This window comes from Rhizobium sp. RU35A, from assembly GCF_900156005.1.
Taxonomy (GTDB): Bacteria; Pseudomonadota; Alphaproteobacteria; order Rhizobiales; family Rhizobiaceae; genus Neorhizobium; species Neorhizobium straminoryzae.
The window spans coordinates 1-26783 of record NZ_FTMR01000014.1; the positions used below are offsets into that span (position 1 = coordinate 1).

Sequence of the window (26783 nt, forward strand, 5' to 3'; positions counted from 1 at the left end):
AAACCCAGCAGCAAAACCGCTAACCCGCCAGAACAAGAGACACCGTCGCCAGCAGCGCCGCCGCCCTCGTTGATGAACCGGCTTATACGAGCCACTCGGACGTCGGTCAACTGCCTCTTTCACAAAAAAACGGAAAAAGTAACAAACCATTGGAATTTAACGGATTTATGAAGGGCTTCAATTTCGGCAGCCAACATTGCCGAAATTTACGGCAGCCAAAGCCTGTTTTCCGGGCACGCTGGCCATCTCTTGCAAGGGCTAGCGTCTTGTCCCCGCGGGAGCGGACATGCGATAGAAAAGGACAGATACCATCCGGCCCGCTGCGGCCCGCTTCAAGGAAAGTCTTCAACCGTGCACCTTCTTGCAGAAGCCTCGATCCCGGAACTCCCCAAGCACTACCGGGGCAAGGTTCGCGACAATTATGATCTTCCCGACGGGCGCCGGATCATCATTGCCAGCGACCGGCTGAGCGCCTTCGACCGGGCGCTCGCCGTCATCCCGGACAAGGGACGGGTCCTGACCCAGACAGCGCGCTACTGGTTCGAACAGACCGCCGATATCTGCCCCAATCACGTTCTCGCCTATCCCGACCCGAATGTCGTGATCGGCAAGCGGCTCGACATCCTGCCCGTCGAGATCGTCGTGCGCGGCTATCTCGCGGGTACAACCGGCACTTCGCTGCTGACCCTTTACAAGAAAGGCATCCGCAGCATGTACGGACTGACGCTTCCGGACGGCCTGCGCGACAACCAGGTGCTGCCCGAACCGGTGATCACGCCGACCAGCAAGGCTTTCGACGGCGGGCATGACGAACCGCTCTCGCCGGGCGACATCGTGAGCAACGGCCTGCTGACGTCGGACCAGTGGGACACGGTCAGCCGGTACGCGCTTGCACTGTTCTCCCGGGGTCAGGCTCTGGCAGCCGAACGAGGCCTGATCCTGGTCGACACAAAATACGAGTTTGGCGTCGACGCGGACGGCACCATCCTTCTCGCGGATGAAATCCATACGCCCGACTCCAGCCGTTACTGGATGGCCGAGAGCTATCCGGCCAGGTTCGGGGCAGGCCAGCGTCCGGAAAGCTTCGACAAGGATTTCGTGCGCAGCTGGGTGGCGGAACGCTGCGATCCCTACAGGGACGCGATTCCGGAAATCCCCGCCGACCTGATCGCGCAGACAGCGACCGTCTATCGCCATGCCTATGCCTGCATCACCGGCGAGGTGCTCGAGCCGATCGCGCCCGGGACGGACATTCTGGCGCGCGTGCGCAAAAACCTGGCCCCGTTCTTCACCTGAGACCCTGACGGGAAGCGACGCCATGGCACGACGACCGAGACGCAAGGCCGAAGATACAAGAGCCGAAATTCTCGCGACGGCGGAGCGCCTGTTTCGCGAAAACGGGGTTGCCGGAAGCTCGGTTGCCCATATCGCCCAGGCCTTGTCCATGTCGCCCGCCAACGTGTTCAAGCATTTCCATTCGAAAGCAGCGCTGACGGATGCGATCTGCGACAGCAAGATCGATGTGATGATTGCAAGACTTCAGGCGCTGGAGGTGGACGCTCCCGCGCCGGAGCGTCTGGGCATCATCGCCCACCGCCTGATGGAGGCGCATCTCGCTTCCCTGCACGATACGCCCTACATCCTCGAAATGCTCTATTTGCTCTCCAAGTCGGACCTGAAGAGCGGCATGCGCTACAAGATGATGCTGGAAGACCTGTTTCTCGATATCATCAGGCATGGCATGGACAGCAGCATTTACCACAGTACGGACCCGCAGCGTGCCGCATGTGCGGCGGCCTCCGCTTTCGCCTCTGTTCTGCACCCGATCTTCCTTGCCAATGCGCCCGAAGAGGAATTGACGCATCGCTGTGATGACCTGATCTGGCTTGTGAACGCTGCGCTGCAAAATCCGCTTGTGAAGTGACGGTTTCTCGATTACGTCACCATTGGTGCAAAACAACCCTGCCACGCGCCGGCTGGCCGATTTGTGTCTTGCCGCCGTAACCCGACGACTGCACACTGCATGGCATTTTCGCGCGCGCGCCCCGCGCCATGCTCCCAGAATGGATGCCCCTGATGACACTACGTCGACTCGCCGTACCTCTGATCCTCTCGCTTGCGCTGGCCAGCTGCAGCGACCAGGGAAAATCCGCCGGTGGCGCGGGCGCAGCCGGTGCAGGTGGCCAGCAGCGGCCGCCTGCCAAGGTCAGCGTCGTCACGTTGAAGCAAGGCGAACGGCCCCTGACGCGGGTGCTTCCGGGACGGGCCGTTGCCTTCCGCACAGCCGATATCCGTCCGCGCGTCAACGGCATGATCGAGGAGATCGCCTTCAAGGAAGGCAGCGAGGTCAAGGCCGGCGACATTCTTTACAAGATCGACGACGAGACCTACGCGGCCTCGCTGGAAGAGGCCAAGGCGACGTTGGCGAAGGCGGAGGCGAGCGTACCGAGCGCGGAAGCCAACTTCAATCGCTACGAGCGACTGGTCAACAGTGGCGCGACGCAGATCGAATACGAAAACGCCCGCGTCTCCCTGCTGCAGGCGCGCGCCGACGTGGCGCAGGCCAAGGCGGCATTGCAGACCGCACAGATCAATGTCGGCTATACCGCAATCCGCGCGCCCTTCGATGGTGTCACCACCATTTCCAATGTCAGCATCGGCAACATTGTCACGGCCAACCAGACGACGGCGCTGACGACGCTGCGCCAGCTTGACCCCGTTTATGTGGACCTGACCGATTCGGCGGCCCATCTTCTGGAACTGCGTGCAGCGATCGCGGCCGGCCGGCTGAAGGGCAACCCGACCCAGGCCGACATCACGCTGGCGCTTGAGGATGGCACGCGCTATCCGCGCACCGGCAAGCTCGACATGTCGGAACTCGCCGTCAGCGAAACCACCGGCACCTACCAGATCCGCGCCGTCTTCGACAATCCGGACAATCTCATCCTGCCCGGCATGTATGTCCGCGCCACCGTGATCGTCGGCTATGAAAACGGCTTCCTCATTCCGCAGCGCGCCGCAACCCGCAATCCGAGCGGCAGCCTGACCGCCATGTTCGTCACCAAGGACAACAAGGTGGAAAGCCGTACCTTCGACAACAGCCAGCTCTCCGGCAACAACTGGCTGGTAACGTCGGGCGTCAACGACGGAGACCGGCTGATCGTCGACGGGCTGCAGAAGATCGCGCCCGGCGCCCCCGTCGAACCGGTCGAGGCCACGGTCAACGATCAGGGCTTCGTGGTGGAGGCACAGGCACCCGCCCAGGCTCCGGCGGCAAAACCTTGAAACGCAGGCATGGACGCGCACAGGCAGGCGTGAAGGGCTGATCAATGGCACATTTCTTTATCAACCGGCCGATCTTTGCATGGGTGATCGCGATCATCATCATGCTGGGTGGAGCTCTCGCGATCACGACATTGTCGATCGCGCAGTATCCCGAAATCGCGCCGACCACGGTGCGCATCTCTGCGACCTATAATGGCGCGAGCGCCGAGACGGTGGAAAAATCGGTGACGACCATCATCGAGGACGCCATGACCGGCCTCGATGACCTCACCTACATGACCTCCTCGTCGAGTACCGGCTCGTCCAGCGTCACGCTGACCTTCGGCAATTCCATTCTGCCGGACATTGCCCAGGTTCAGGTGCAGAACAAGCTGCAACTCGTGCAGTCGCAGCTGCCGGACGTGGTGCAGACCGCGGGGATCACCGTCACGCGCTCCACCTCGAGCATCCTGCTCGTCGGCGCGCTGGTGTCGACCGATGCCAAGCGCACGCCCGTCGAGCTCGGCGACATCTTCTCCACCCAGATCGAGGACCAGATCAAGCGTCTGGAAGGTGTCGGCAGCATTCAGGTGTTCGGCACCGGCTATGCCATGCGCATCTGGCTCGACCCCTACAAGCTCAACAAGTTCCAGCTGACGCCGAACGACATCACAACGGCGATCCAGGCGCAGAATACCCAGGTCTCCGTCGGTTCGATCGGCGCCCAGCCGGTGGTCGAGGGCCAGCAGATCAATGTGACGGTGACCGCGCAGAGCCAGCTTCAGACCGTCTCCCAGTTCGAGGCGATCATCCTGAAGACGGAAACAGGCGGCGCGACCGTGCGTCTCAGCGACGTGGCTCGCATCGAGATCGGTCAGGAAAGCTACTCCACGAACACCCGCTCGAACCGCAATCCGGCTACCGGCTTCGCCGTGAATCTGGCGACAGGGGCCAATGCGCTCGACACCGCAGACCGCGTGAAGACAGCGCTCAACAGCATTGCACCGTCCCTGCCGAAAAATGTCGTCATCACCTATCCCTATGACACGACGCCCTTCGTCCAGCTGTCGATCGAGAAGGTGGTGCATACGCTGATCGAGGCGATCATCCTCGTCTTCGTCGTGCTGCTGGTTTTCCTGCAGAACCTGCGGGCGACCTTCATCCCGATGATCGCGGTGCCCGTGGTCCTGCTCGGAACCTTCGGCATCCTGGCGCTGACAGGCTATTCGATCAATACGCTCACCATGTTCGCCATGGTTCTTGCCATCGGCCTTCTGGTGGATGACGCGATCGTCGTGGTCGAGAACGTCGAACGCATCATGTCGGAGGAAGGGCTGTCACCCAAGGAAGCCACCGAGAAGTCGATGGGCGAGATCACTGGCGCCATTGTCGGCATCGCGCTGGTGCTGACGGCAGTCTTCATTCCCATGGCTTTCTTCGGCGGCTCGACCGGCATCATCTATCGCCAGTTCTCGGTCACCATCGTCTCGGCCATGCTGCTCTCGGCACTGGTCGCCATCGTACTGACGCCGGCGCTGTGCGCCACCATGCTGAAGCCGATCAACCATCACGGCGAGAAGCGCGGCCTGGCCGGCTGGTTCAACCGCAATTTCGACCGCACCACCGGCGGTTACGTGGCAACGATCGGCTATCTGCTGAAACGCCCGCTTCGGGTGATGGTGATGTTCGCCATCGTGGTCGGCGGCTGCGCCTGGTTCTTCGCCAAGCTTCCCAGCGCCTTCCTGCCGCAGGAAGACCAGGGCGTGCTGATGACCATCGTCCAGCTGCCGAACGGCGCCACTGCGGCGCGCACGCAGGAGGTCATCAAGAAGATCGAGGACTACTATCTCGACAAGGAGAAGGATGCGATTCGCGACGTCTTCTCCGTTTCGGGCTTCTCCTTCACCGGCTCCGGCCAGAATTATGCAATGGTCTTCGCCAAGCTGAAGGACTTCGACCAGCGCACCGATCCGAAACTGGCGGCCTCGGCCGTGGTCGGACGGGCAATGGGCTATTTCTTCACGATCCGCGATGCCATGGTCTTCCCGCTGCAGCCGCCGGCCATTCCAGGTCTCGGCAATTCCAGCGGTTTCTCCATGTATCTGGTCGACAGCGGCAAGAACGGAACCGAGGCTCTGACACGTGCCTCGCAGCAGCTGATCCAGCAGGGCAATGCGAACCCGAATGTCAGCTCGCTGCGCTCCAACAGCCCGCCGGCCGAAACACAGCTGAAGTTCCTGCTGGACCAGGAAAAGATGGGGGCCATGGGCCTCGACATCGCCTCGGTCAATTCCATGCTGTCGACCATCTTCGCCGGGCGCGACGTCAACGATTTCACGCTGAACGGCGAACTGAAGCCGGTCTATGTGCAGGGTGATGCACCCTATCGCATGAAGCCGGATGCGATCGACAACTGGTATGCCCGCAACGGCAGCGGCGAAATGGTGCCCTTCTCCTCCTTCATCAAGACGCAATGGGTGAGCGGGGCTCCGACACTGGCACGCTTCAATGGCGTCAGCGCCATCTCCCTGGATGGTTCGGCCGGAGCAGGCGTCAGTTCAGGCACGGCCATGGACACCATGGAACAGCTGACCAGGCAGATGGATGGCGGCTATACCGTTGCCTGGCAGGGTATTTCCTACCAGGAACGCCTGTCCGGTTCGCAGGCGCCGCTACTCTATGCGCTGTCGGTTCTCGTGGTCTTTCTCTGCCTGGCGGCGCTTTACGAAAGCTGGTCGATCCCGTTCTCGGTCATCATGGCGGTGCCCGTCGGCGTGCTGGGCGCACTGGTGGCGGCCACCTGGTTCGGACAGTCCAACGACGTCTACTTCAAGGTCGGCCTTCTCACGACCATCGGCCTGGCGGCCAAGAACGCAATCCTGATCGTGGAATTCGCCAAGGACCGGCAGGCGACAGGCACGGGGCTGGTGGAGGCAACGCTGGAAGCGGCACGCCTGCGCCTGCGCCCGATCATCATGACCTCGCTCGCCTTCATCCTCGGCGTCGTGCCACTGGCAATTGCGACGGGCGCTGGCTCGGCCGCCCAGAACTCGATCGGCATCGGTGTGCTCGGGGGTATGCTTTCTGCAACACTGCTGGGAATTTTCTTCGTTCCCTCGTTTTTTGTGGTGGTGAGAAAGCTGTCTGCGGGTAGAAAAACGACGCATTAACGATTTGTATACGGGATGCTCCATCCCGCTCATATCACGCGGGGCGCCCTTACGGCGGGGCGCCTTATAAAAGAGTATCGGTGAATGAATTCATCGTCCAACAGGGTACAGTTATGACCTCCATTCGCGTAGCAGCTCCCCTCGTCATGCTTCTGCTGTCCGGCTGCGTCCTCGGACCAGACCACAAGGCGCCCGAAATTTCGCTTCCGCAGAAGTTCGCCGAGGGCGGCGCCAAGAGCAATGGCGACGTATCGACCGATGCCTGGTGGACGGCTTTCAGCGATCGGCGCCTGAACGGTCTGATGAAGCAGGGCCTGGATCAGAACATCGACATCAAGACGGCCATGGAGCGCATCAACCAGGCGCAGGCCAATGTCGTCACCGCCGGTGCAGGCGCACTTCCCGACCTGACGCTCGCCTCCTCTGCTTCCCGCAGCGGCGCCGAAGGCCTGGGCAAGACGCCTGATTCGTCGGTCAGCACCAAGGTCTCCGGCGGCCTGGACGTCTCCTGGCTGCTCGACGTGTTCGGCCGCTACAAGCGCAACAAGGAAAGCGCGCTCGCCTCGCTCGACGTGGCCTATGCCAATGTCGACACGGCACGCCTGTCGCTGCTCTCCTCCGTCGCGGCGGCCTATATCGATGCCCGCTACTATCAGGAGCGCATCCAGATCGCTCAGCAGAACCTCAAGTCCCGTCGCGAGACGCTGGACCTGACGCGCCTGCAGCTGGAAGCCGGCGCCGCCTCGCGTCTGGACGTCGTGCAGGCCGAAGGTCTGGTCAACTCCACAATCGCCGACATTCCGGGCCTCGAAACCAACTATCGCAAGTCGGCCCACCGCATCGCGACGCTGCTCGCGCTGCCGGCCTCTTCGCTGGTTTCGGATCTCCAGAAGGGCGCCGGCCAGCCGGTGGCCCGCTTCAACCCGAAGTCCGGCGTTCCGGCCGATCTCATCCGCAACCGTCCGGACATTCGCGCCGCCGAGCGTCAGCTCGCCGCAGCCGTGGCCAATATCGGCGTTGCAGAAGCCCAGCTCTATCCGAGCATCAGCCTCGGCGGCTCGATCACGCCCTCCTATACCAACCCCACTGGCGGCTCGATCACCCGCAACGTCACCTGGTCCTTCGGCCCCAGCCTGAACCTGCCGATCTTCGACGGCGGACAGCTGCGCGCCAACCTGAGCTCGGCCGAATCCAAGGCGCGCGAAGACTATCTGAGCTGGAAGCAGACGGTACTCAGTGCCGTGGAAGAGGTGGAAAACGCACTGGCAGCCGTAACCCGCGACAGCCGCACCGTGTCCGCCCTGCGCGATACTGTCCGCTCCTACCAGGAAGCACTGGAGCTTTCGACTGCAAGCTATCGTGACGGCGCCTCCTCGCTGCTCGACGTGCTCGACGCCCAGCGCTCGGTTTCCAGCGCCCAGGCGAACCTTGCTGCCGCCATCCAGCAGCAGGCCCAGGATTATGTGACCCTGAGCGTGGCAATCGGCGGCGGCTACAACTGGGGCAAGGGTCCGACGGTTCTTGCCGCGGCAGCCACCAAGCGTCCCCAGTAACGCCCGGTGCGATTGACGACCAAAATAAAGCCCCGGATCCTGCAGGATCCGGGGCTTTTTCATGAATAGAACCAGTGGCCGAGAGAGCGAATGGAGGATGCCGTTGCATCCTCCAGACTGGGCCGGAACTCAGTCCTTGGCGCGCTCGACGTAGGAATTGTCTTCGGTGGCAATGACCACACGGGTGCCGGCATCGATATGCGGCGGTACCATGGTGCGAAGGCCGTTCGACAGGATCGCCGGCTTGTAGGAGGACGAAGCCGTCTGGCCCTTTACGACCGGCTCGGTCTCGACGATTTCAAGCGTCACGTGGCGCGGCAGTTCGAGCGCCAGCGGCACGCCCTCATGAATCGACAGGATGCAGGTCATGCCTTCCTGCAGATAGGCCTTCTGCTCGCCCATGGTCTCCTCGCTGACGACGACCTGGTCATAGGTTTCCGGGTTCATGAAGTGGAAGCCTTCGCCGTCTTCGTAGAGGTACTGGAAGTTGACGTCTTCCACGAAGGCGCGCTCGACCTGTTCCGTCGTGCGCCAGCGCTCCGACACCTTCACACCGTCAACGATGCGGCGCATGTCGACCTGAGTGACCGGCGTGCCCTTGCCCGGGTGGAAGTTCTGGGCCGTCAGCACGACATAAAGCTTGCCGTCGACTTCGAGAACATTGCCCTTGCGGACGGAGGAGGCGATAATCTTGACCATGGGGTTTCCTTGTGACTGCCTTGGCTTGTCAGTTCCGTGAATGCGTCGTAGAGGACCAGCCGTGGGCCAGCCTGAAGGACGCCTGATCTTTATTCCCGGGCGACCTACCGCAAATTGGCGAAAAGTGGAAGCCTTCGCACGTCAAGGCTCCGAAGAAAGCCCGAAAAGGAACGTCTCCTGTGTCGCACGCCCCCTCATCCTCACGCGCAAGCTGGTGGCGGCCGGACGTGCATGCGGATCGGCGTCCCTTCCTGATCGCCCGCAGCCGCATTCAGGCGGCCTTTCGCACCTTCTTTGCCGAGCGTGATTTTCTCGAGGTGGATACGGCGACCCTGCAGGTCTCGCCCGGCAACGAGGCGCATCTGCATGCCTTCTCCACCACCGCGATGACGACCGATGGCCGCGCCCTGCCGCTTTACCTGCACACCTCGCCGGAATTTGCCTGCAAGAAGCTGCTTGCGGCCGGGGAGAGGCGCATTGCCTGCTTCGCGCATGTCTATCGCAATCGCGAACGCGGGCCGCTGCACCATCCCGAATTCACCATGCTGGAATGGTACCGGGCGGGCGAGGATTACACGCAACTAATGGACGATTGTGCCGCGCTGCTGGCGCTGGCCGCCGACACCGCCGGCACCCGGCAGTTCGCCTATCGCGGCATGACCTGCGATCCCTTCGCCGAACCGGAGCGGCTCAGCGTCGCCGAAGCCTTCCAGCGCCTTGCCGGCATCGATCTTCTGGCCTCGGTGGAGCCGGACGGAACGACGGACCGCAACCACTTGGGCGACCAGCTGACCAGGGCCGGCATCCGCCATGCGCCGGACGACACCTGGACCGACCTCTATTCCCGCGTGCTGGTGGAAAAGGTCGAGCCCGGTCTCGGCCAGGACCGCGCCACGATCCTCGACCGCTACCCGATCTGCGAGGCGGCGCTGGCGCGCCCTGCCGCGGACGATTCCCGTGTCGCCGAGCGTTTCGAGCTTTACGCCTGCGGCGTGGAACTCGCCAATGCCTTCGGCGAACTGACCGACCCCGTCGAACAGCGCGCCCGGTTTACGGCGGAAATGGCAGAAAAGCAGCGCGTCTACGGCGAGACCTATCCGCTGGACGAGGATTTTCTGGCAGCGCTCGCGCTGATGCCGCAGGCCAGCGGCATCGCGCTCGGCTTCGACCGGCTGGTGATGCTGGCAGCCGGCGCCACCCGCATCGACCAGGTGATGTGGGCGCCTGTGGCGGAGTGGGAATGACCGCACCGCGCGCCCTCAAGACCCCGCAGGATCTCGCCGATGCCGGCCTGCTGCCCGCAGAGCAGCTGGCGGAGGCGCAGGCGGTTGCAGCGCGCTACGCGATTGCCGTGACGCCCGCGATCGCCGGCCTGATCGACCCCGCCGATCCCGCCGATCCGCTGTCCCGGCAGTTCCTGCCCGATATCCGCGAGCTGACGGTGACGCCGGAGGAGAGGGCCGATCCGATCGGTGACGGCGCGCATTCGCCGGTCAAGGGCGTGGTGCACCGCTATCCGGACCGCGTGTTGCTGAAGGCCGTGCATGTCTGCCCCGTCTATTGCCGCTTCTGCTTCCGCCGCGAGATGGTCGGACCGACCGGCGACGGCACGCTGTCGGCAACGGAGCTTGCCGCAGCCCTCGCTTACATCCGCAGCCGCCCGGAGATCTGGGAGGTGATTCTCACCGGCGGCGATCCGCTGGTCCTGTCGCCGCGGCGTCTCGCCGAGATGCTCGGCGGCCTTCGCGACATCGCGCATGTGAAGATCGTACGCTTTCACAGCCGCGTGCCGGTGGTCGATCCTCAGGCCATCAATCCGGCCCTGATCGCAGCGCTGAAGGCAGCCGGCAAGGCCGTCTATGTGGCACTACATGCCAACCACCCGCGCGAGATGACGCAGGAAGCCCGCGCCGCCTGCGCCCGCCTCGTCGATGCCGGCATCGTCATGATCAGCCAGACCGTGCTGCTGAAAGGCGTCAACGACGATCCGGCTGTGCTGGGCGACCTGATGCGCGCCTTCGTCGAAACCCGCATCAAGCCCTATTACCTGCACCACCCGGATCTCGCCCCCGGCACCGGTCATTTCCGCCTTGAAATTGCCGAGGGCCAGCGGATCGTCGCGGCGCTGCGCGGCAACCTCTCCGGCCTCTGCCAGCCGACCTATGTGCTGGACATTCCCGGCGGCTACGGCAAGGCGCCGCTCGGCCCCTCCGCCGTGCGCGCCGCCGGCGAGGGCTGCTATGCCGTCAGCGACTATCGGGGCGAAGAGCATGCCTATCCACCGCAGGATCCTGCCTGATCGATCAAGAAGATGGCCACACCTCTTGTGCGACAGACGATGACCGAGCGGGTCGGAGGCCCGCAGCGGAGCCAACCCGACGCTCAATAAAGCCCGACGGCGCCGCCAATGGTGGGAGAAGATGCGGCCTGGGCAGCGGCGGGGTTTTGCAGATACTGGCGGAAGAGGTTCACCATCTGCTGGTCGCGCGCCTTGTCGGTGGGATAGCCCAGCACGACGCCGATATAACGCCGGCCGCCGGCCATCACCGATGTCACGACATTGTAGCCGGAGGCGCTGGTATAGCCGGTCTTGATGCCGTCGACGCCGGGATAGAGGTCCAGCATGTAGTTGTGGCCGGTGAGCGGCTTGCCACGAAAATTCGTGGTCCTGGTGGCAAACAGCGGGAACTGGCGGGGAAAATGCTGCATCAGGGCAAGCCCCAGCACCGCCATGTCGCGCGCGGTGGTGAACTGGCCATCCGCGGTGAGGCCCGTTGCAGTGCGAAACGTGGTTTTCGTCATGGAGAGCTGGCGGGCTTTGGCCGTCATCATATCGGCAAAGCGGTCTTCTGTGCCGCCGAGACGTTCGGCAAGCGCAACCGCCGCATCATTGGCCGAAATCACGATGATGCCGTTGACCGCCTCGCGCACGCTGACGGTGCCACCCGGCGCAACGCCGAGCTTGTAGGGCACGGTTCCGGCAGCATGGGCGGATATCGGGATCTGCTCGTCCCAGGAGAGCCTGCCCTTACCGAGAGCCTCGAAGGTTAGATAGAGCGTCATCATCTTGGTAAGCGAGGCCGGCCGGATCGGCTGATCGGCGTTGTCGGCCGTCAGGATCGCCCCGGTCGAGGCATTGACAACGAGGCTTGCCTGGGCGGCATAACCCGGCCGCGATGCGCCAAGGGCGAGCGTGAACCCAAGGCCAAGGACAAGCGCCGGCAGCAGCCGTGCCGGCATGCGCATGAAGGGCTGCATGCAGTTCTCCCGGATGTTTGGATCCGCCCGGCACCGCAGCAGCAGTCGGACGGTCCGATCTCCATCTCTGCCATCATCCCGTCGGACAAGACAGGTGCCGACACATAGCGCAGTTTTGCCTGCGGTGGGGAGGAAGACGAGCGCCGTCGATCACAAAGCGGCGAGCACGCCTGCCGAAGGAGGCGGCGCACGCCCCTCGCCCGGACTCTCTTCTGTCTGGAGGCTATGGACGAACCCGCTGATCGCGCTAATCTTCCTGCCATGATGGCGGGGGAGATGCGCATGGCCGACAGTCAGCCTGGGCAGCAGGACGAGATGCATGAACAGCACGGCCAAGTAGACGCAGGCGGGACCTTGCAGGACAGCCCGCCCGCCCCGGAACTGGAGGCGCTGCTCTGGCAGGCGTTCGGGATCTCCGGCACGCTGACCACGCTTCCGGATGCGCCCGGCGCCTTCGCCGTGATCGACACCGAGCACAGCTACCGGCTGGACATCACCGGCGATACCACCCTGTGCGAGACGCTGGTGCGGCAGGCCGGCATCCTGGAGGCGCTGGAGGCAACGGGCAGCCAGACGCTTCTGCAGGTGCCGCATCCCGTGCGCAGCCGCAGCGAACAGCTTCTGGTGCCCCTTTCAGAAAAGGACGGGGAGGCTGGCCCCTGGGTGCGCGTGCTTGCCCTGCCGGACGCCGACCGCAGCAGCGGTCCGCTTCCCGTATCGTCCGCGACCGCCGCCCGGCTTGGCCGTTTCGTCGCCGAACTTACACGCCAGCTGGCAGTGATCGAGGAGGCCGGGCCCGCGAGCGGCGAGGCGTCCGCGACCGCACCGCTTGCCTCACCGCTCGACCTGCGGCAGGCGGGGCCTCTGGTCGTCAAGCTGCTGCGCTCCGTCGGCGATCCGCAGGTGCGCAATCCCGTCGCGAAATGCATGGTGACGGCACTGCGCCAGATCCAGCCGCTCGGCGCCGATCTTCGCCGGCAACTGGTGCATCATGCGCCGACCAGGGCCGAACTGGTGATCGCAGATGGAGACGGGCAGGGCTGGGAGCCCATCGGTTTCCGCACGGCCGGCGCGCTGGGCGAGGGCTGGATCATCGCACCCCTCGCCGCCCTTCTGGCAGACCTGATGTCGGGAGCCGGTGCCGATCCCTTCGCAGGGTTGCCGGCGCTTTCCGCCTTTCATGCCGCGCTACCGCTGACGGAGGCGGAACTGAAGGCGCTGTGGCCTCTCACCCTGATCCGCATCGCCTTCCTGCGCGCCGAGGCCGAACAGCAGGCCGTGGCGGCGCCGGAGGATGCGGCAGGGCTTGAGGCGCGCGAGACGGCGCGCCGTCTGTTCCGCGCCGCAAGTGACGTTCACCCCGCTTTCATGGAGGCAGCGATCCTGGATGCCGTCGGCTGGCCGCAGGAGCCCGTGGCAGCGCTCGAGCCGCTTTTGCCGCAGATCGATGTCGGTGCCATCCGGCTGGCGGATCTGTCCGTGGCAAGTCCGCTGTTTGCCGAGGGCAATTGGGAGGACCCGGAAATCGACTGGCGGCTTCTGGCGCGCGTGGCCTTCGACAGTCGCATGGGCGCGACACGTTTTGGCGAATACCGCCTGTCGCGGGGCGGGGCGCCCGGCGAGGTGGAGGCAGAAAATCTCGCGCTCCATGTGGATCTCTGCGTGCCGGCCGGAACGGTGGTGGCAGCCCCGATGGGAGGCGTGCTGCATCTCGGCGACAACCGCATCGTCCTTGCCGGCAAGGGGGTCAGCCTGCAACTGGAGGGGCTGGACTGCCCGCTGAACGAAGCCACCGCTCTGTTTGCCGGGGATCCGATCGGCGTCGTGGCCGGCACAGAGGGTGCCGTCGGCGGGCTGCGGATCCGTCTGAGCCGCGTATCGGACCTGATGCCGCCCCTGTTTGCCCCGCACCGGCTCACGCCGGTCTGGCGGCGGCTGGCGCTGTCGCCCTCGCTGGTGCTGGGACGCGATGTCGATGCGCCGGAGGTTGCAGCTGCACCGCTGGCGCGCGGCTGGCGCGACACCGTGTTCGACAGCCATGGCCGCGCCTTCATCGATCTGTCCGGGGCGGCGGGCCTGGTCGGCCACGGCCATCCCGACATGGCCGAAGCCGCCTACCGGCAATGGCTGACGCTGGCAGGCGTGCAGGGCACCGGTGCGGATGCCGATTTTCGCCGGGCACTGCTCTCGCTGCTGCCGGACGGGCTGGCGACCATCGTGGCGCTGACCGACGAGGACCAGGCCATGGTGATCGCGCTTGACCTGGCTGAACGGCTGGCATCCGATCCGGCTACCCCCCTGTCGATCGCCGATGAGCGCCGCACCGGCTTTGGCCGTCTCGGCAGCCGTTCATGGGGTTTCGAGACGGAGGAGGTCCTGCCCGATATCGTCGTCACAGGGTCGCCGGTGCCGGGCGCTCCGCTTGCGGCCGTCGTTCTGCAGGCGCGCCACGCGGGCGATGCCGCTGACCCCGATCTCGAGACGGCCGATGCCGTGACCTGCCGCATCGGCTGCGCAGTGCTGGCAAGCTTTGAGCAGCCGGATATAAACGAGGCAACCCGCGAGGTCGCGGATTTTCTGGAAGCGGCGGTGAGGGCCCTCTCCGAGGCCGTGCCGCATCTCCTCAACGTCGAGGGGGGCGGACTGGCGCTCGAACTCGTTCTTGGCCCCGAAGCGCCCTCCGCCTTCGAGCTCGCACGGCATCTGGCGCAGCATGGAATTCTCGCGGCCCGACCGCAGACCCCCGACCGCCTGTCGCTGACGGCACCGCTCTGCCTGTCCCGCGCCAGCGCCGATCGGCTCGTGACGGCGCTTGGTGCCCTGTTTGCAGCACCGCGCCGGGAGCCGGAAACCAGCGCAGAAACCTGATCACGCCTTGCATTTGGCAGCGGAGAGATACGCACCCTTATTTAAGCCCCCTCAAAAATAGGGGTATTATTGCGAACAAGATTTCACAAAGGCGCCCCACTCCTGTCATCAAACAGAAAAAAATTCTAGCTATATCGGTTTGCTATTGAAGTTGTGGAAAGACTCACATATTGTGCGACCTCATAGACGACCGGCACCCGGCCGTCCGGAAGCGCGCAACACCAACAAGGAGAGTGACATGCCGAACCTGATCCGCACTGCCGCCCTTCCCTGGCGTGCGCATGATGTGAAATGCATGGGAACTGTCTCCGCCCCATGCTGTCGAATGTGACGCTTCACCTTCCAGGGTTCTGAACAGTCAAATTCGAATTGCTGTCGTGCACAGCCACACCAGGAGTATGACCATGCAAAAGCAGGTTATCGAATATGGCGGCGAGCCTGTGGGCATCGTCGTTCCCGATCAGGGGCGGCTGAGGTTCATCGCCGTAAAGTTCCACGTCATTGATCTCGACGAGCAGCGTTTTGCTTCGGCAGACGAGGTGCGCCTTGCCATTCGCAACCATGTACGGGCCCAGACGATCGGCGAGAACGCCGTCAATGATCGCGCCGCCACGCTGCGTGCGGCCGTCGCCTGATCCCTCGCCCCATCCCGAAGATCACAGCCGCCCCGCCACTTGGCACGGGCGGCTTCTTTCTGTCTGGACCCGCCTTCTCAGAAGGCGGTGAAGGTGAGCGTCGTCAGCGAGCGCTCGATACCGGCGATGGAGGCGATCTTTTCGTTGACGAACTTGCCGATCTCCTCGCCCTCCGGCAGGTAGATCTTCAAAAGCAGGTCCCAGTCGCCGCTGGTGGAATAAAGCTCCGAGACAAGCTCCGTCTTGTAGATGGCATCGGCAACCTCGTAGGTCTTGCCCGGTGCGCAGCGCAGCTGGACGAAAATCGGCTTCATGACATCTTCCCGCATTGGGGCCGCGAGACAGCGGCCGCACTGATGATGGCCTCGACTATTGGCCGAAGCGGCGTCGTCACGCAACCCGCCCGGACGCGATCTCCTGCAGCAGCCAGTCGCGGAAGGCGGCGAGCGGCGGATAGGAGGCGCGCTCCGGCGGGCAGGCAAGAAAATAGTCGCCGCTGACGATCTCGCCATTGTCGACCGCCGGCACCAGCTGACCGGCCCCCAGTTCGCGCGCAATCAGGAAGCGCGGCAGAAGCGCCACGCCAAGCCCGGCGGATGCCGCCTCCACCATCGTCGAGAACTGGTCGAACAGCATGCCGTGCAGGGCATCGAAGGCAACGGCGCGGGCGCTGAACCAGCCTTCCCAGGCATCCGGCCGGGTGTTGAGGTGCAGGAGCGGCGCGGCGAGCAGATCCGCAGGCGTCTTGATGGCCAGATCCGCGATCAGCGTCGGGCTGCCGACCGGCACCGTCTCCTCCGGCATCAGGAAGGTCAGCGCCGCACCCGGCCAGCGCGCCGTACCGAAATGGATCGCCGCATCCAGCGTGTCGAACCGGAATTCGAAGGGTTCAAGCCGGGTGATGAGGTTCACCGTGATGCCGGGATGCGCCCTGTGAAAGCGCGGCAGGCGCGGTGCAAGCCATCGGCTGCCGAAGAAGGGCAGGATGGCAAGGTTCAGCGTGCCGCCGGCCGGATTGGCGCGCAAATTGAGCGAAGCCGAGGAAATGCGCCGCAGCGCCTCGCGCACCTCGCGGGCATAGGTATCGCCGGCCAGTGTCAGCCGGATCGTCTGGCGCTCGCGCAGGAACAGCACCACGCCGAGCTGCTTTTCCAGCGCCGCGATCTGCCGGCTCACCGCGCTTTGCGTGAGGCCGAGTTCCTGCGCGGCGGCGGTGACGCTGCCGGTGCGCGCCGCCGCCTCGAAGGCCGACAGAAGCGAGAGCGAAGGCAGGAAGCGACGCGGCGGCAGCATGGCAGGATCATTCCTTCCGAGAATGAACTGTTGAGAAGAATTCGCTATCCGCCGTTTCGCGCCGCCTGTAAAGTTTTCACCATCTCTCCCGCATCCGGATATCGTGCCATGTTCAACGATCCCCGCTCCCACGGTCTCTGGGAAAAGACGGCACCGCCCGCGCCAGTCACCGCGCCGCTTGCAGGTGACGCTTCCTGCGAGGTCGTCATCATCGGCGGCGGCTATACGGGCCTGTCGGCGGCGCTGCATCTGGCGGAAGCCGGCCGCTCGGTGATCCTGCTGGAGGCGAAGGCGATCGGCTTCGGCGGTGCCGGCCGCAATGTCGGCCTGATCAATGCCGGTATGTGGGTGATGCCCGACGACCTGCCGGGAGAACTCGGCGCGGTGCACGGCGAGCGCCTGCTGACCCTGCTCGGCAATGGCCCGCAGGTGGTGATGGGCCTGATCGACAGACACGGCATCGAATGCGAGCTGACGCGCACCGGCACGCTGCATTGCGCGGTCGGTGACAAGGGGTTTTCCGAAATCGAGGAACGCGCCCGCCAGTGGCAAAAGCGCGGCGCAGATGTCGAGGTTCTCGGCGCAACCGAAACCGAACGGCGGATCGGCACGCGCGCCTATCGCGGCGCCCTGCTCGACCGGCGCGCCGGAACCTTGCAGCCACTGGCCTATGCCCGCGGCCTGGCGCAAGCGGCGGTGAAGGCGGGCGCGATCCTTTATACCGGCACGCCGGCCCTTGCCTGGCAGGAACGCCAGGGCCGCCACGTGATTTCCACCGGCGGCGGCAGCGTGACGGCCGACTGGGTGATCGTTGCGACCGATGCCTATTCCACCGGCCCCTTCGAGACGGTACGCCGCGAGCAGGTCTACCTGCCCTATTTCAACCTCGCCACCACGCCGCTTTCCGACAATCTCAAGCGCTCCATCCTGCCGGAGCGCGAAGGCTGCTGGGACACCAAGGAGATCCTCTCTTCCTTCCGCATGGATGCGAAGGGCAGGCTGGTGTTCGGCTCCGTGGGTGCGCTGCGCGGCACAGGCGCGGCGATCCACAAGAGCTGGGCCCGCCGGGCGCTGAAGAAGATCTTCCCGCAACTGGGCGATATCGAGTTCGAGGCCGAATGGTACGGCCAGATCGGCATGACCGATAATGCGCTGCCGCGCTTCCACCGCTTTGCCCGTCGCGTCATCGGCTTTTCCGGCTATAACGGACGCGGTATTGCGCCGGGAACCGTGTTCGGCAAGGTGCTGGCCGCGCATGTGACGGGCGAAATGGCGGAGGCCGACCTGCCGCTGCCGCTGACCCTGCCGGAAGAGCCCGCATTCCGCCCGCTGAAGGAAGCCTATTACGAAGCGGGCGCGCAGATCGCCCATCTGGCCGGCGACCGGTTCTGACGCCCCGCCTGACGAAGCCGCCGGACAACGCCCACACGAGAAAGACGAGAGAGATCCTCATGACGCTTGCCACCCTGAACCTTGCCGCGGAAGCGGATGTCCTTCTCTCCCGCCTCGGCGTGGATGCCGCTGCCGTCCAGGGCGGCACGCTGTCCGTCCGCTCGCCGATCACCGGCACGGAAATCGGCAAGGTTGCCGAACTCTCCGCCGAAGCCACGGCGGCTGCCATCGATGCGGCGCATCAGGCCTTTCTCGCCTGGCGCACCGTTCCCGCCCCGAAGCGTGGCGAACTGATCCGCCTGCTTGGCGAGGAGTTGCGGGCCGCCAAGGCCGATCTCGGCCGTCTCGTGTCCATCGAGGTTGGCAAGATCACCTCCGAGGGCCTCGGCGAGGTCCAGGAAATGATCGACATCTGCGATTTCGCCGTCGGCCTCTCCCGCCAGCTCTACGGTCTGACGATCGCCACCGAACGTGCCGACCACCGGATGATGGAAACCTGGCATCCGCTCGGCGTCGTCGGCATCATCTCCGCCTTCAACTTCCCGGTTGCCGTCTGGTCGTGGAATGCGGCACTCGCACTCGTCTGCGGCAATGCCACCGTCTGGAAGCCGTCGGAAAAGACGCCGCTGACGGCGCTCGCCACCCAGGCGATCTTCGAAAAGGCCGTGAAGCGCTACGTCGCCGAGGGCGGTACGGCGCCGGGCAACCTTTCGACGCTGATCATCGGCGGCCGCGAGATCGGCGAAGTCCTGGTCGATCACCCGAAGGTGCCGCTGGTCTCGGCCACCGGCTCGACCGCCATGGGCCGCGCCGTCGGTCCGCGGCTGGCGAAGCGCTTTGCCCGCGCCATTCTCGAACTCGGCGGCAACAATGCGGCGATCGTCACGCCGACCGCCGATCTCGATCTGACGCTGCGCGGCGTCGCCTTTGCGGCCATGGGCACGGCCGGCCAGCGCTGCACCACGCTGCGCCGCCTCTTCGTGCATGACAGCGTCTATGACAGCCTCGTGCCGCGCCTCCAGAAGGCCTACAAGTCCGTCACCATCGGCAATCCCATGGTGGACGGCAATCTGGTGGGACCGCTGATCGACAAGGCGTCGTTCGAGCGCATGCAGGCGGCGCTGGAGGCGGCAAAGGCCGAAGGCGGTTCGGTGACCGGTGGTGAGCGCGTGCTCTCGGATGCGGCGGCAGATGCCTATTATGTCCGCCCGGCGATCGTTGAAATGCCCTCGCAATGCGGGCCGGTGGTAGACGAAACCTTTGCGCCGATCCTCTACGTGATGCGCTACTCCGATTTCGACGCGGTGCTGGACCTGCACAACGGCGTGCCGCAGGGCCTCTCCTCCTCGATCTTCACCAATGACATGCGGGAAGCCGAAACCTTCATCTCCGCCCGCGGCTCCGATTGCGGTATCGCCAACGTTAATATCGGCCCCTCCGGCGCCGAGATCGGCGGAGCCTTCGGCGGCGAAAAGGAAACCGGCGGCGGCCGCGAATCCGGCTCGGACAGCTGGAAGGCCTACATGCGCCGCGCGACCAACACCCTGAATTACGGCCGCACGCTGCCGCTCGCCCAGGGCGTGAAGTTCGATATCGGGTGAGGGAACACTCGGGCGGCGCCTCCGGGGTGTCGCCCTTCCGATTCGGGACAAGTCCATCGTGTCACGATAGTCTCATCCCCGAATCGCCATCGCCCAGGGACCGCGCCCATGACCCATCGCCTGAACCTTCTGACCGATATCGACGGTGTCAGCGTCGGCCATGCGACGGATCTGGCGCTGGGCTCCGGTGTCACCGTGGTGGTGTTCGATGAGCCGGCCATCGCCTCCGGCAGCGTTCTGGGGGGCGCGCCGGGCGGGCGGGATACGGCCCTTCTCGATCCGGCGATGACGGTGGAAAAGGTCGATGCGCTGGTGCTGTCCGGCGGCTCGGCCTTCGGGCTTGATGCGGCGGGCGGGGTGCAGGCGGGGCTGCGCGAGATCGGCCGTGGCTTGCAGGTGGGTTCGACACGGGTGCCGATCGTGCCGCAGGCGATCCTGATGGATCTCCTGAACGGCGGCAACAAGGACTGGGGCCTGCATTCGCCCTATCGCGACATGGGGTACGAAGCGTTCAAGGCGGCTGCCAGAGGCAAATTTTCGCTCGGAACCGTCGGCGCCGGCACGGGCGCGACCACGGCCACCGCGAAGGGGGGCCTCGGCTCGGCAAGCGCCGTCTCGTCAAAAGGCCATCGGGTGGCGGCGCTGGTCGCGGTCAATGCGCTGGGCGCGGCCACGGTGGGCGACGGCCCGCATTTCTGGGCGGCCCCCTTCGAGGAAGAGGGCGAATTCGGCGGCCTTGGTTTACCTCAGCAATTCACCGCCGGCGATACATCGCTTCGATTGAAAGGCGTAAACCTGAAGGCGACGACCATCGGGCTGGTGGTGACGGATGCCGTCCTCACCAAGGCGCAGGCCCATCGCCTCTCGATCATGGCGCAGGACGGGCTGGCGCGCGCGGTGCTTCCCGCCCATCTGCCGGCCGATGGCGATACGGTCTTTGCCGCGGCGACCGGAAGGATCGCCCTCGATGAACCGTTCGATTTCCTGGAACTCTGCCATCTGGCCACACTGACCTTTGCCCGCGCCACGGCGCGCGGGGTCTATGAGGCGACGGCCCTTCCCGTCGCCGGCGCGCAAGCCGCCTGGCGCGACCGGCACGGCTGACCGGCGGCGGACCGAGCAGCGTCCATGCCGTCTCAGGCCGGCTGGAGCGCCAGACGTCCGAGCCGCGCCAGCGCCGCGAAAAAGGCAAGCGCCACAAGGCCAAGACCGATCAGGGACCAGAGCACCATGTCAGGACCGCTACGTTCCATGACAACGGCCAGACCGAAGGGAGAGATCGCGGAGGCAGCCAACCGCACCAACGTGATCTGCCCCTGGCGGGCGCCGTAGCCCTCGCTGCCGAACAGGGTGAGGGGCAGGGTGCCGAAAATGATGCTGGAGAGCCCTGAGCCGAAGCCGAAGATGACGGCGAATACCATGGCACCCGGCACGAAGGGATGGGTCAATGTCAGCACCAGGATGCCAAGCGGCGCGAAGACCGCTGTCAGCACGGCAAGCTGCAGCGCACCGAGGTTCTTGCCGAAGATCATGTTGGTGAAGCGGCTCAGCACTTGCGCCGGCCCGAACAGGGTGGCGACGAGAACCGCTGTCGTACCAAGCCCGAGCCCCGTCAGCACCGGCACCATGTGAAACAGAAGGGCTGCATTGACGAAGGAGAGCAGCCCCATGCCGATGAGCATCAACCGGAATCCCTGCGGGCGGGACGCGTAGGGCAGAAGCCCGAGGACGGCCTGCCCGCCGTCGGATACGGTCTCCGGTGCACGGCGTCCGCCGCGGCCATAAAGGCTGAGCCAGGCATGAAGCGGCAGGCAGAGGACGAGGTTGAGGCCCGCAAACACGAGATAGACCTGCTGCCAGGAGAGATGCGTGTGCAGAAACGTGGTGATTGGCCAGAAGATGGTGGAGGCGAAACCGGCAATCAGCGTGAGATAGGTGATGCTGCGCTTGGCCTCGCGCGGGCGGATTTCCACCAGAAGCGCAAAGGCGGCACCATACTGGACGAGATTGGAGGAGAGTTCGGTCAGCAGGAGACCGGCCATGAAGACGCCGCGATGAGGCGCGGTGGCTGAGATGACCAGCGACAGCGCCGCTGCCAGCGAGCCGAAGGCCATGACGCGGCCAGCCCCGAAACGGTCCATCAGCCGGCCGGCGAAGGGTGCCACCAGCCCCGACAGGAACAGCGAGGCGGAAAGGAGACCGAACACCCAGTCGATGCTCCAGCCGAAATCCCGCGCCATGTCGGGCGCGAGGATGCTGAAGCTGTAATAGAGGGTGCCGTAACCGATGATCTGGGTCAGCCCCAGCGAGAGGATGGCGGCGACCGGCGGACGGGATGTCATAGGGATTTCAGCTGCGTGCGGGCTTCGAGTTTATCAGCCGTTTCCTTGCGCTCGCTGTACCGGTCGGTCAAGTAGGCCGAGGCATCGCGCGTCAGAAGTGTGAACTTCACCAGTTCCTCGCAGACATCCACCACCCGCTCGTAATAGGAGGAGGGCTTCATGCGGCCGTTCTCATCGAACTCCTGAAAGGCCTTGGCGACGGAGGACTGGTTCGGAATGGTGATCATCCGCATCCAGCGGCCGAGCACACGCATCTGGTTGACGGCGTTGAAGGATTGCGAGCCACCGGAGACCTGCATGACGGCCAGCGTCTTGCCCTGGGTGGGGCGGATCGCGCCTACGGACAGCGGAATCCAGTCGATCTGCGCTTTCATGATGCCGGTCATGGCGCCATGGCGTTCGGGGCTCACCCAGACCTGCCCCTCGGACCACTGCGACAAGTCGCGAAGTTCCTGCACCTTCGGATGGCTGACCGGTTCGGCATCGGGAAGCGGCAGGCCCTTCGGATCGAAGAAACGTACCTCGCAGCCAAGTTCGGTCAGAAGCCGCCCGGCCTCCTCTGCCAGGAGCCGGCTATAGGAGATCGTTCGGAGCGACCCGTGGAGGATCAGGATGCGCGGCTTGTGCGTGGAAAAGGCCGGCCTGAGCGCGGCGAGATCGATCGGCCGCAGGTGGCGGGAATCGAGTGCCGGCAGATCGGCACCCGCCTCAAGGGGGGTATCAGCCAAGGCGCTTGCCCTCCGCATCCAGAACCTGCTCGCCATCCTCCTTGACGAAGGGACCCGTGAACGTCTCCGACAGGATCTCCAGCACAAGTTCGGACGGACGCGACAGCCGTGTGCCGAGCGGGGTCACCACGAAGGGGCGGTTGATCAGGATCGGATGTTCGAGCATGGCGTCGAGCAGTTGCTCATCCGTCAGAGCCGGATTGTCGAGGCCGAGTTCGGCAAAGGGGGTACCCTTTTCACGGATGGCCTCGCGCACGGAAAGCCCGGCATCGGCAATCATCGTCTTCAGGGTGTCACGCGAGGGCGGGGTCTGAAGATATTCGATCACGGTCGGTTCGATGCCCGCATGGCGGATCAGCGCCAGCGTATTGCGCGAGGTGCCGCAGGCGGGATTGTGGTAGATGGTGACGTTCATGGGTCAGGCTTTCGTTTCGGTTGCGGCGGCACGCACGGAGGCGCCGGTTTCATACCAGGTCTTGCTGCGGTTCACGATCCAGACGACGGAGAGCATGACGGGCACTTCGATCAGCACGCCGACAACAGTGGCAAGCGCTGCCCCCGACTGGAAGCCGAACAGGCTGATGGCGGCCGCCACCGCAAGCTCGAAGAAGTTGGACGCGCCGATAAGGGCCGAGGGACCGGCCACACAATGGGCCTCGCCGGTGGCGCGGTTCAGCAGATAAGCGAGGCCGGAATTGAAGTAGACCTGGATCAGGATCGGCACGGCAAGCAGCGCGATCACCATGGGCTGCGCGATGATCTGCTCGCCCTGGAACCCGAAGAGCAGAACGAGCGTGGTCAGCAGCGCCACCAGCGAGGCGGGCTGCAGGATCTTCAGGAGATCCTCGAGCGCCCGTTCGCCGCCAGAAGCCAGCAACTGGCGGCGGATCAGCTGTGCGGCAATGACCGGCAGCACGATGTAGAGCACGACCGAGAGGATCAGCGTATCCCACGGCACCGTGATGGCCGACAGGCCGAGCAGCAGGCCGACGATCGGCGCAAAGGCCACCACCATGATCGCATCATTGAGCGCCACTTGAGAAAGCGTGAAATGCGGCTCGCCCTTCGTCAGGTTCGACCAGACGAAGACCATGGCCGTGCAGGGGGCGGCGGCGAGAATGATGAGGCCGGCGATATAGCTGTCGATCTGGTCCGCCGGCAGCAGCGGGCGGAACAACCAGCCGATGAACAGCCAGCCGAGCAGGGCCATGGAAAACGGCTTGATCGCCCAGTTGATGAAGAGCGTGATGCCGATGCCGCGCCAGTGGCGGCTGACCTGCCCTAGCGCCGCGAAGTCGATCTTGATGAGCATCGGAATGATCATCAGCCAGATCAGCACGGCAACCGGCAGGTTGACCTTGGCAACCTCCAGCGCTGCGATGGCGTGGAAGACGCCGGGCAGTGCATAGCCCAGCGACACGCCGACGAGGATGCACAGGAAGACCCAAACCGTGAGGTACCGTTCGAATGTGGACATGATCACGCCTCCGCGGGAGAGGCACAGCACCCCGCATCCGCTGTCGCGGGCAGACAGATTTCGGGGCGGCCGGCGCAGCAATCCTCCATCAGAAAGCGAATGAGGCCGGCCAGATGATCATAGGCGGCGGCATAGATGATCGAGCGGGATTCACGGGTGGCCGTCACCAGCCCGACGCGCTCCAGCTCCTTCAGATGAAAGGAGACGTTCGAGGCGGACACGCCGGCCGCCTCCGCCACCGCACCGGCAGCCATGCCCTGCGGCCCGGCCACCACCAGCATGCGCACGATCTTCAGCCGCGTTTCCTGCGACAGCGCGCCGAACATGCCGACAGCCTGCTTCTCGTCCATTATTTGATATTCCTATGATTATTGAAATTAAGCTAGCGCAAGGATCCGTCGCTGGCAATCCCCCTCGGCATGTTTCATCGGCGGGGAAATTCAGCCGGCTCAGGACTGCTGCACGAACCAGGACATCAGCTGCGCGCTGTTCATCGAGCCGGTGATCTTCATCAGCCGGGCCCGATGCGATTCCACCGTGCGGCGGGACAGCTTCAGTTCGGCGGCAATCTCGCCATTGGTCTTGCCCTGCGAGACAAGCGTCAGGATCTGGTACTGCCGTCCCGTCAGCGACAGCTGATGCGCGTTGACCGGCCGGTTCAGCCGCTGGAAACAGTAGAGGGCGTGGGCGAAAGGGTCGTCGTCCTGAAAGCTGCGCCCGCTGACCTGGCACCAGAAGCGCTGGCCGGTGAGCGTCATCATGATGCGCTCGTCGTAATAGCTGCGGCTGCCCGGCAGGTGCTCGCGCCACATCTTGCCGGTGCGGATGAAATCGGAAATCTTCGGATAGAGGATGGCAAAGCTCTGGCCGACCAGATCCGGCTGGCGGTAGCCGAACAGTTCGGCAAAGGGCGCATTGCAATCGCGGATGATGCGATGGGTGGCATACACCATCGGCACCGGCAGTTCGTGCAGGGAAAATCGCGGACTTGTTTCCTTGCGCGCGGTTTCGGTGATGGGGCGATCCTCAGCCATGCCGTATAAATACTGCTAACGGCTGGTCCATCTCAAGACTTAGATTTCAGGGAACATGCGCTTAGGAGGAGCAACTTCATGCGAAAGGTGTACGACGATGCGTCCTCAGCCCTGGCCGGGCTGCTGAAGGACGACATGACCATCATGGCCGGCGGCTTCGGCCTGTGCGGCATTCCCGAAACGCTGATCGAGGCGGTGCGTCTCTCCGGCGTCAAGGGCCTGACGGTGATCTCCAACAATGCCGGCATCGATGGCGTCGGCCTCGGCCGCCTGCTGGAGACGCGGCAGATCCGCAAGATGATCTCGTCCTATGTCGGCGAGAACGCCACGTTCGCCAAGCAGTACCTGTCCGGCGAACTGGAGATCGAGTTCAACCCGCAGGGCACGCTTGCCGAGCGCATCCGCGCCGGCGGTGCGGGCATTCCCGCCTTCTTCACCAAGACCGGCGTCGGCACCCAGGTGGCGGAGGGCAAGGAACTGCGCCAGTTCGGCGACGACACCTATGTGATGGAGCATTCGCTGTTTGCGGATCTCGCGCTGGTACACGCCTATCGCGGTGATACCGAAGGCAATCTCGTGTTCCGCAAGACGGCGCGCAACTTCAATCCGATGATGGCGACCGCCGCCCATGTGACGGTGGTGGAGGTGGAAAAGCTGGTGGAGCCGGGCACGATCGATCCCGACCACATCCACACGCCCGGCATCTTCGTCTCGCGCATCATCGAGGTGGCCGACACCGTCAAGCGTATCGAGCAGCGCACCGTGCGGCCGCGCACGGCTGCCGTGGAAGGAGCACACTGATGGCCTGGACACGCGAACAGATGGCCGCCCGCGCGGCCCGCGAACTGCAGGACGGTTTCTACGTCAATCTCGGCATCGGCATTCCGACGCTCGTGGCCAATTATATTCCCGACGGCATGCATGTGACGCTGCAGAGCGAGAACGGCATGCTGGGCATGGGCCCCTTCCCCTTCGAGGGCGAAGAGGATGCCGACCTGATCAATGCCGGCAAGCAGACGATCACCCAGCTTCCCGGCAGCAGCTTCTTTTCCAGCGCCGAAAGCTTCGCGATGATTCGCGGCGGCCATGTGGACCTGTCCATCCTCGGCGCCATGCAGGTGGCCCAGAATGGCGATCTCGCCAACTGGATGATTCCCGGCAAGATGGTGAAGGGCATGGGCGGCGCCATGGATCTCGTCGCCGGCGTCAAGCGCGTGGTGGTGGTGATGGAGCATGAAGCGCGCGGCGAGCCGAAGCTTCTGACCCGCTGCACCCTGCCGCTGACCGGCCAGCGCGTGGCCGACCTGCTGATCACCGATCTCGGCGTCTTCACCCTTGCCCGGCGCGGCGAGGAAAGCCTGGTTCTGGTGGAGCTCGCCCCGGACGTCACCGTGGACGAGATCCGCGCCAAGACGCAGGCGAGCTTTTCCGTCGCACTCGGCTGAAGCGCCCCTGCTTATCTCGTCAGC

24 protein-coding genes are annotated in these 26783 nt (G+C 64.5%); 14 read left to right on the forward strand and 10 right to left on the reverse strand.

Annotation, left to right across the window (positions count from 1 at the left end):
- Positions 1-351 precede the first annotated feature (351 nt).
- From F3H95_RS23405 to F3H95_RS23425, 5 genes are all read left to right on the forward strand, one after another.
- On the forward strand, positions 352-1296 hold the full coding sequence (locus F3H95_RS23405; RefSeq protein ID WP_149747733.1) for a phosphoribosylaminoimidazolesuccinocarboxamide synthase: 945 nt from the start codon (positions 352-354) through the stop codon (positions 1294-1296).
- A 22-nt stretch (positions 1297-1318) separates the two neighbouring features.
- The gene (locus F3H95_RS23410; protein ID WP_188134463.1) at positions 1319-1924 is read left to right on the forward strand and encodes a TetR family transcriptional regulator; all 606 of its coding nucleotides are present in this window, start codon (positions 1319-1321) and stop codon (positions 1922-1924) included.
- Positions 1925-2076: 152 nt separating this feature from the next.
- A complete protein-coding gene (locus F3H95_RS23415; protein ID WP_143127927.1) occupies positions 2077-3285 on the forward strand; it encodes an efflux RND transporter periplasmic adaptor subunit in 1209 nt (402 codons plus the stop codon).
- Between the two features lie 44 nt (positions 3286-3329).
- A complete protein-coding gene (locus F3H95_RS23420) occupies positions 3330-6434 on the forward strand; it encodes an efflux RND transporter permease subunit (protein WP_143127928.1) in 3105 nt (1034 codons plus the stop codon).
- Between the two features lie 113 nt (positions 6435-6547).
- The gene (locus F3H95_RS23425; protein ID WP_143127929.1) at positions 6548-7987 is read left to right on the forward strand and encodes an efflux transporter outer membrane subunit; all 1440 of its coding nucleotides are present in this window, start codon (positions 6548-6550) and stop codon (positions 7985-7987) included.
- Positions 7988-8116: 129 nt separating this feature from the next.
- Here F3H95_RS23425 and efp read toward each other — a convergent pair whose 3' ends face one another.
- Positions 8117-8686: an elongation factor P gene (efp, locus tag F3H95_RS23430; RefSeq protein ID WP_143127930.1), complete on the reverse strand. Its 570-nt coding sequence runs from the start codon at positions 8684-8686 to the stop codon at positions 8117-8119.
- Between the two features lie 179 nt (positions 8687-8865).
- Here efp and epmA point away from each other — a divergent pair, with 179 nt between their 5' ends.
- Positions 8866-9930, forward strand: coding sequence for an EF-P lysine aminoacylase EpmA (gene epmA / locus F3H95_RS23435; protein WP_149747735.1), 1065 nt, complete (start codon positions 8866-8868; stop codon positions 9928-9930).
- Entirely contained in the window at positions 9927-10985 is a 1059-nt protein-coding gene (locus F3H95_RS23440) for a lysine-2,3-aminomutase-like protein (protein WP_149747736.1), read from the forward strand. The genes epmA and F3H95_RS23440 overlap by 4 nt, the downstream gene beginning before the upstream one ends.
- A gap of 83 nt (positions 10986-11068) precedes the next feature.
- On the opposite strand, the gene F3H95_RS23445 is transcribed toward F3H95_RS23440, so the two are convergent.
- Positions 11069-11944, reverse strand: a complete 876-nt coding sequence (locus F3H95_RS23445) for a D-alanyl-D-alanine carboxypeptidase family protein (protein ID WP_149747737.1) — start codon at positions 11942-11944, stop codon at positions 11069-11071.
- 282 nt (positions 11945-12226) lie between these two features.
- Between F3H95_RS23445 and F3H95_RS23450 the strand changes: the two genes are divergently transcribed.
- Complete coding sequence (locus tag F3H95_RS23450) at positions 12227-14812, forward strand: aminotransferase class III-fold pyridoxal phosphate-dependent enzyme (RefSeq protein WP_188134464.1); 2586 nt, start codon at positions 12227-12229, stop codon at positions 14810-14812.
- Positions 14813-15216: 404 nt separating this feature from the next.
- On the forward strand, positions 15217-15447 hold the full coding sequence (locus tag F3H95_RS23455; RefSeq protein WP_143124218.1) for a hypothetical protein: 231 nt from the start codon (positions 15217-15219) through the stop codon (positions 15445-15447).
- A 77-nt stretch (positions 15448-15524) separates the two neighbouring features.
- On the opposite strand, the gene F3H95_RS23460 is transcribed toward F3H95_RS23455, so the two are convergent.
- On the reverse strand, positions 15525-15761 hold the full coding sequence (locus F3H95_RS23460) for an Lrp/AsnC ligand binding domain-containing protein (RefSeq protein WP_143124219.1): 237 nt from the start codon (positions 15759-15761) through the stop codon (positions 15525-15527).
- Between the two features lie 76 nt (positions 15762-15837).
- Positions 15838-16740: a LysR family transcriptional regulator gene (locus F3H95_RS23465; RefSeq protein WP_149747739.1), complete on the reverse strand. Its 903-nt coding sequence runs from the start codon at positions 16738-16740 to the stop codon at positions 15838-15840.
- Positions 16741-16848: 108 nt separating this feature from the next.
- Between F3H95_RS23465 and F3H95_RS23470 the strand changes: the two genes are divergently transcribed.
- The 3 genes from F3H95_RS23470 (at position 16849) to F3H95_RS23480 (ending at position 20837) form a co-directional block, all read left to right on the forward strand.
- A complete protein-coding gene (locus tag F3H95_RS23470) occupies positions 16849-18132 on the forward strand; it encodes an FAD-binding oxidoreductase (protein ID WP_149747740.1) in 1284 nt (427 codons plus the stop codon).
- A 59-nt stretch (positions 18133-18191) separates the two neighbouring features.
- Positions 18192-19733 (forward strand): aldehyde dehydrogenase family protein, encoded by a 1542-nt coding sequence (locus tag F3H95_RS23475; RefSeq protein ID WP_149747741.1) that lies wholly within the window; start codon positions 18192-18194, stop codon positions 19731-19733.
- A 108-nt stretch (positions 19734-19841) separates the two neighbouring features.
- Positions 19842-20837, forward strand: a complete 996-nt coding sequence (locus F3H95_RS23480) for a P1 family peptidase (RefSeq protein ID WP_149747742.1) — start codon at positions 19842-19844, stop codon at positions 20835-20837.
- A 32-nt stretch (positions 20838-20869) separates the two neighbouring features.
- On the opposite strand, the gene arsK is transcribed toward F3H95_RS23480, so the two are convergent.
- From arsK to F3H95_RS23510, 6 genes are all read right to left on the reverse strand, one after another.
- Positions 20870-22075 (reverse strand): arsenite efflux MFS transporter ArsK, encoded by a 1206-nt coding sequence (gene arsK, locus F3H95_RS23485; RefSeq protein ID WP_143124224.1) that lies wholly within the window; start codon positions 22073-22075, stop codon positions 20870-20872.
- Positions 22072-22821, reverse strand: coding sequence for an arsenical resistance protein ArsH (gene arsH / locus F3H95_RS23490; RefSeq protein ID WP_149747743.1), 750 nt, complete (start codon positions 22819-22821; stop codon positions 22072-22074). Before arsH ends, arsK begins: the two co-directional genes overlap by 4 nt.
- Positions 22796-23218 (reverse strand): arsenate reductase (glutaredoxin), encoded by a 423-nt coding sequence (gene arsC, locus F3H95_RS23495; RefSeq protein WP_149747744.1) that lies wholly within the window; start codon positions 23216-23218, stop codon positions 22796-22798. The genes arsH and arsC overlap by 26 nt, the downstream gene beginning before the upstream one ends.
- Positions 23219-23221: 3 nt before the next feature.
- Positions 23222-24280 (reverse strand): ACR3 family arsenite efflux transporter, encoded by a 1059-nt coding sequence (arsB, locus tag F3H95_RS23500; RefSeq protein ID WP_143124227.1) that lies wholly within the window; start codon positions 24278-24280, stop codon positions 23222-23224.
- 2 nt (positions 24281-24282) lie between these two features.
- A complete protein-coding gene (locus tag F3H95_RS23505; protein WP_149747745.1) occupies positions 24283-24630 on the reverse strand; it encodes a metalloregulator ArsR/SmtB family transcription factor in 348 nt (115 codons plus the stop codon).
- Positions 24631-24729: 99 nt separating this feature from the next.
- Positions 24730-25314, reverse strand: coding sequence for a PAS and helix-turn-helix domain-containing protein (locus tag F3H95_RS23510; protein WP_149747746.1), 585 nt, complete (start codon positions 25312-25314; stop codon positions 24730-24732).
- Positions 25315-25392: 78 nt separating this feature from the next.
- Here F3H95_RS23510 and F3H95_RS23515 point away from each other — a divergent pair, with 78 nt between their 5' ends.
- Both F3H95_RS23515 and F3H95_RS23520 read left to right on the forward strand, forming a co-directional pair.
- On the forward strand, positions 25393-26115 hold the full coding sequence (locus F3H95_RS23515; RefSeq protein WP_149747747.1) for a CoA transferase subunit A: 723 nt from the start codon (positions 25393-25395) through the stop codon (positions 26113-26115).
- Positions 26115-26759, forward strand: a complete 645-nt coding sequence (locus tag F3H95_RS23520; RefSeq protein ID WP_149747748.1) for a 3-oxoacid CoA-transferase subunit B — start codon at positions 26115-26117, stop codon at positions 26757-26759. Before F3H95_RS23515 ends, F3H95_RS23520 begins: the two co-directional genes overlap by 1 nt.
- The last annotated feature ends 24 nt before the right edge of the window (positions 26760-26783 follow it).

Bases quoted from the DNA above. Each gene is read 5' to 3' on its own strand.
- F3H95_RS23410 (WP_188134463.1), top strand. From the start codon at position 1,319: ATGGCACGACGACCGAGACGCAAGGCCGAAGATACAAGAGCCGAAATT.
- F3H95_RS23415 (WP_143127927.1), top strand. From the start codon at position 2,077: ATGACACTACGTCGACTCGCCGTACCTCTGATCCTCTCGCTTGCGCTG.
- F3H95_RS23420 (WP_143127928.1), top strand. From the start codon at position 3,330: ATGGCACATTTCTTTATCAACCGGCCGATCTTTGCATGGGTGATCGCG.
- F3H95_RS23425 (WP_143127929.1), top strand. From the start codon at position 6,548: ATGACCTCCATTCGCGTAGCAGCTCCCCTCGTCATGCTTCTGCTGTCC.
- efp (WP_143127930.1), bottom strand. From the start codon at position 8,686: ATGGTCAAGATTATCGCCTCCTCCGTCCGCAAGGGCAATGTTCTCGAA.
- F3H95_RS23440 (WP_149747736.1), top strand. From the start codon at position 9,927: ATGACCGCACCGCGCGCCCTCAAGACCCCGCAGGATCTCGCCGATGCC.
- F3H95_RS23445 (WP_149747737.1), bottom strand. From the start codon at position 11,944: ATGCAGCCCTTCATGCGCATGCCGGCACGGCTGCTGCCGGCGCTTGTC.
- F3H95_RS23450 (WP_188134464.1), top strand. From the start codon at position 12,227: ATGGCCGACAGTCAGCCTGGGCAGCAGGACGAGATGCATGAACAGCAC.
- F3H95_RS23455 (WP_143124218.1), top strand. From the start codon at position 15,217: ATGCAAAAGCAGGTTATCGAATATGGCGGCGAGCCTGTGGGCATCGTC.
- F3H95_RS23460 (WP_143124219.1), bottom strand. From the start codon at position 15,761: ATGAAGCCGATTTTCGTCCAGCTGCGCTGCGCACCGGGCAAGACCTAC.
- F3H95_RS23465 (WP_149747739.1), bottom strand. From the start codon at position 16,740: ATGCTGCCGCCGCGTCGCTTCCTGCCTTCGCTCTCGCTTCTGTCGGCC.
- F3H95_RS23470 (WP_149747740.1), top strand. From the start codon at position 16,849: ATGTTCAACGATCCCCGCTCCCACGGTCTCTGGGAAAAGACGGCACCG.
- F3H95_RS23475 (WP_149747741.1), top strand. From the start codon at position 18,192: ATGACGCTTGCCACCCTGAACCTTGCCGCGGAAGCGGATGTCCTTCTC.
- F3H95_RS23480 (WP_149747742.1), top strand. From the start codon at position 19,842: ATGACCCATCGCCTGAACCTTCTGACCGATATCGACGGTGTCAGCGTC.
- arsK (WP_143124224.1), bottom strand. From the start codon at position 22,075: ATGACATCCCGTCCGCCGGTCGCCGCCATCCTCTCGCTGGGGCTGACC.
- arsH (WP_149747743.1), bottom strand. From the start codon at position 22,821: ATGCGGAGGGCAAGCGCCTTGGCTGATACCCCCCTTGAGGCGGGTGCC.
- arsC (WP_149747744.1), bottom strand. From the start codon at position 23,218: ATGAACGTCACCATCTACCACAATCCCGCCTGCGGCACCTCGCGCAAT.
- arsB (WP_143124227.1), bottom strand. From the start codon at position 24,280: ATGTCCACATTCGAACGGTACCTCACGGTTTGGGTCTTCCTGTGCATC.
- F3H95_RS23505 (WP_149747745.1), bottom strand. From the start codon at position 24,630: ATGGACGAGAAGCAGGCTGTCGGCATGTTCGGCGCGCTGTCGCAGGAA.
- F3H95_RS23510 (WP_149747746.1), bottom strand. From the start codon at position 25,314: ATGGCTGAGGATCGCCCCATCACCGAAACCGCGCGCAAGGAAACAAGT.
- F3H95_RS23515 (WP_149747747.1), top strand. From the start codon at position 25,393: ATGCGAAAGGTGTACGACGATGCGTCCTCAGCCCTGGCCGGGCTGCTG.
- F3H95_RS23520 (WP_149747748.1), top strand. From the start codon at position 26,115: ATGGCCTGGACACGCGAACAGATGGCCGCCCGCGCGGCCCGCGAACTG.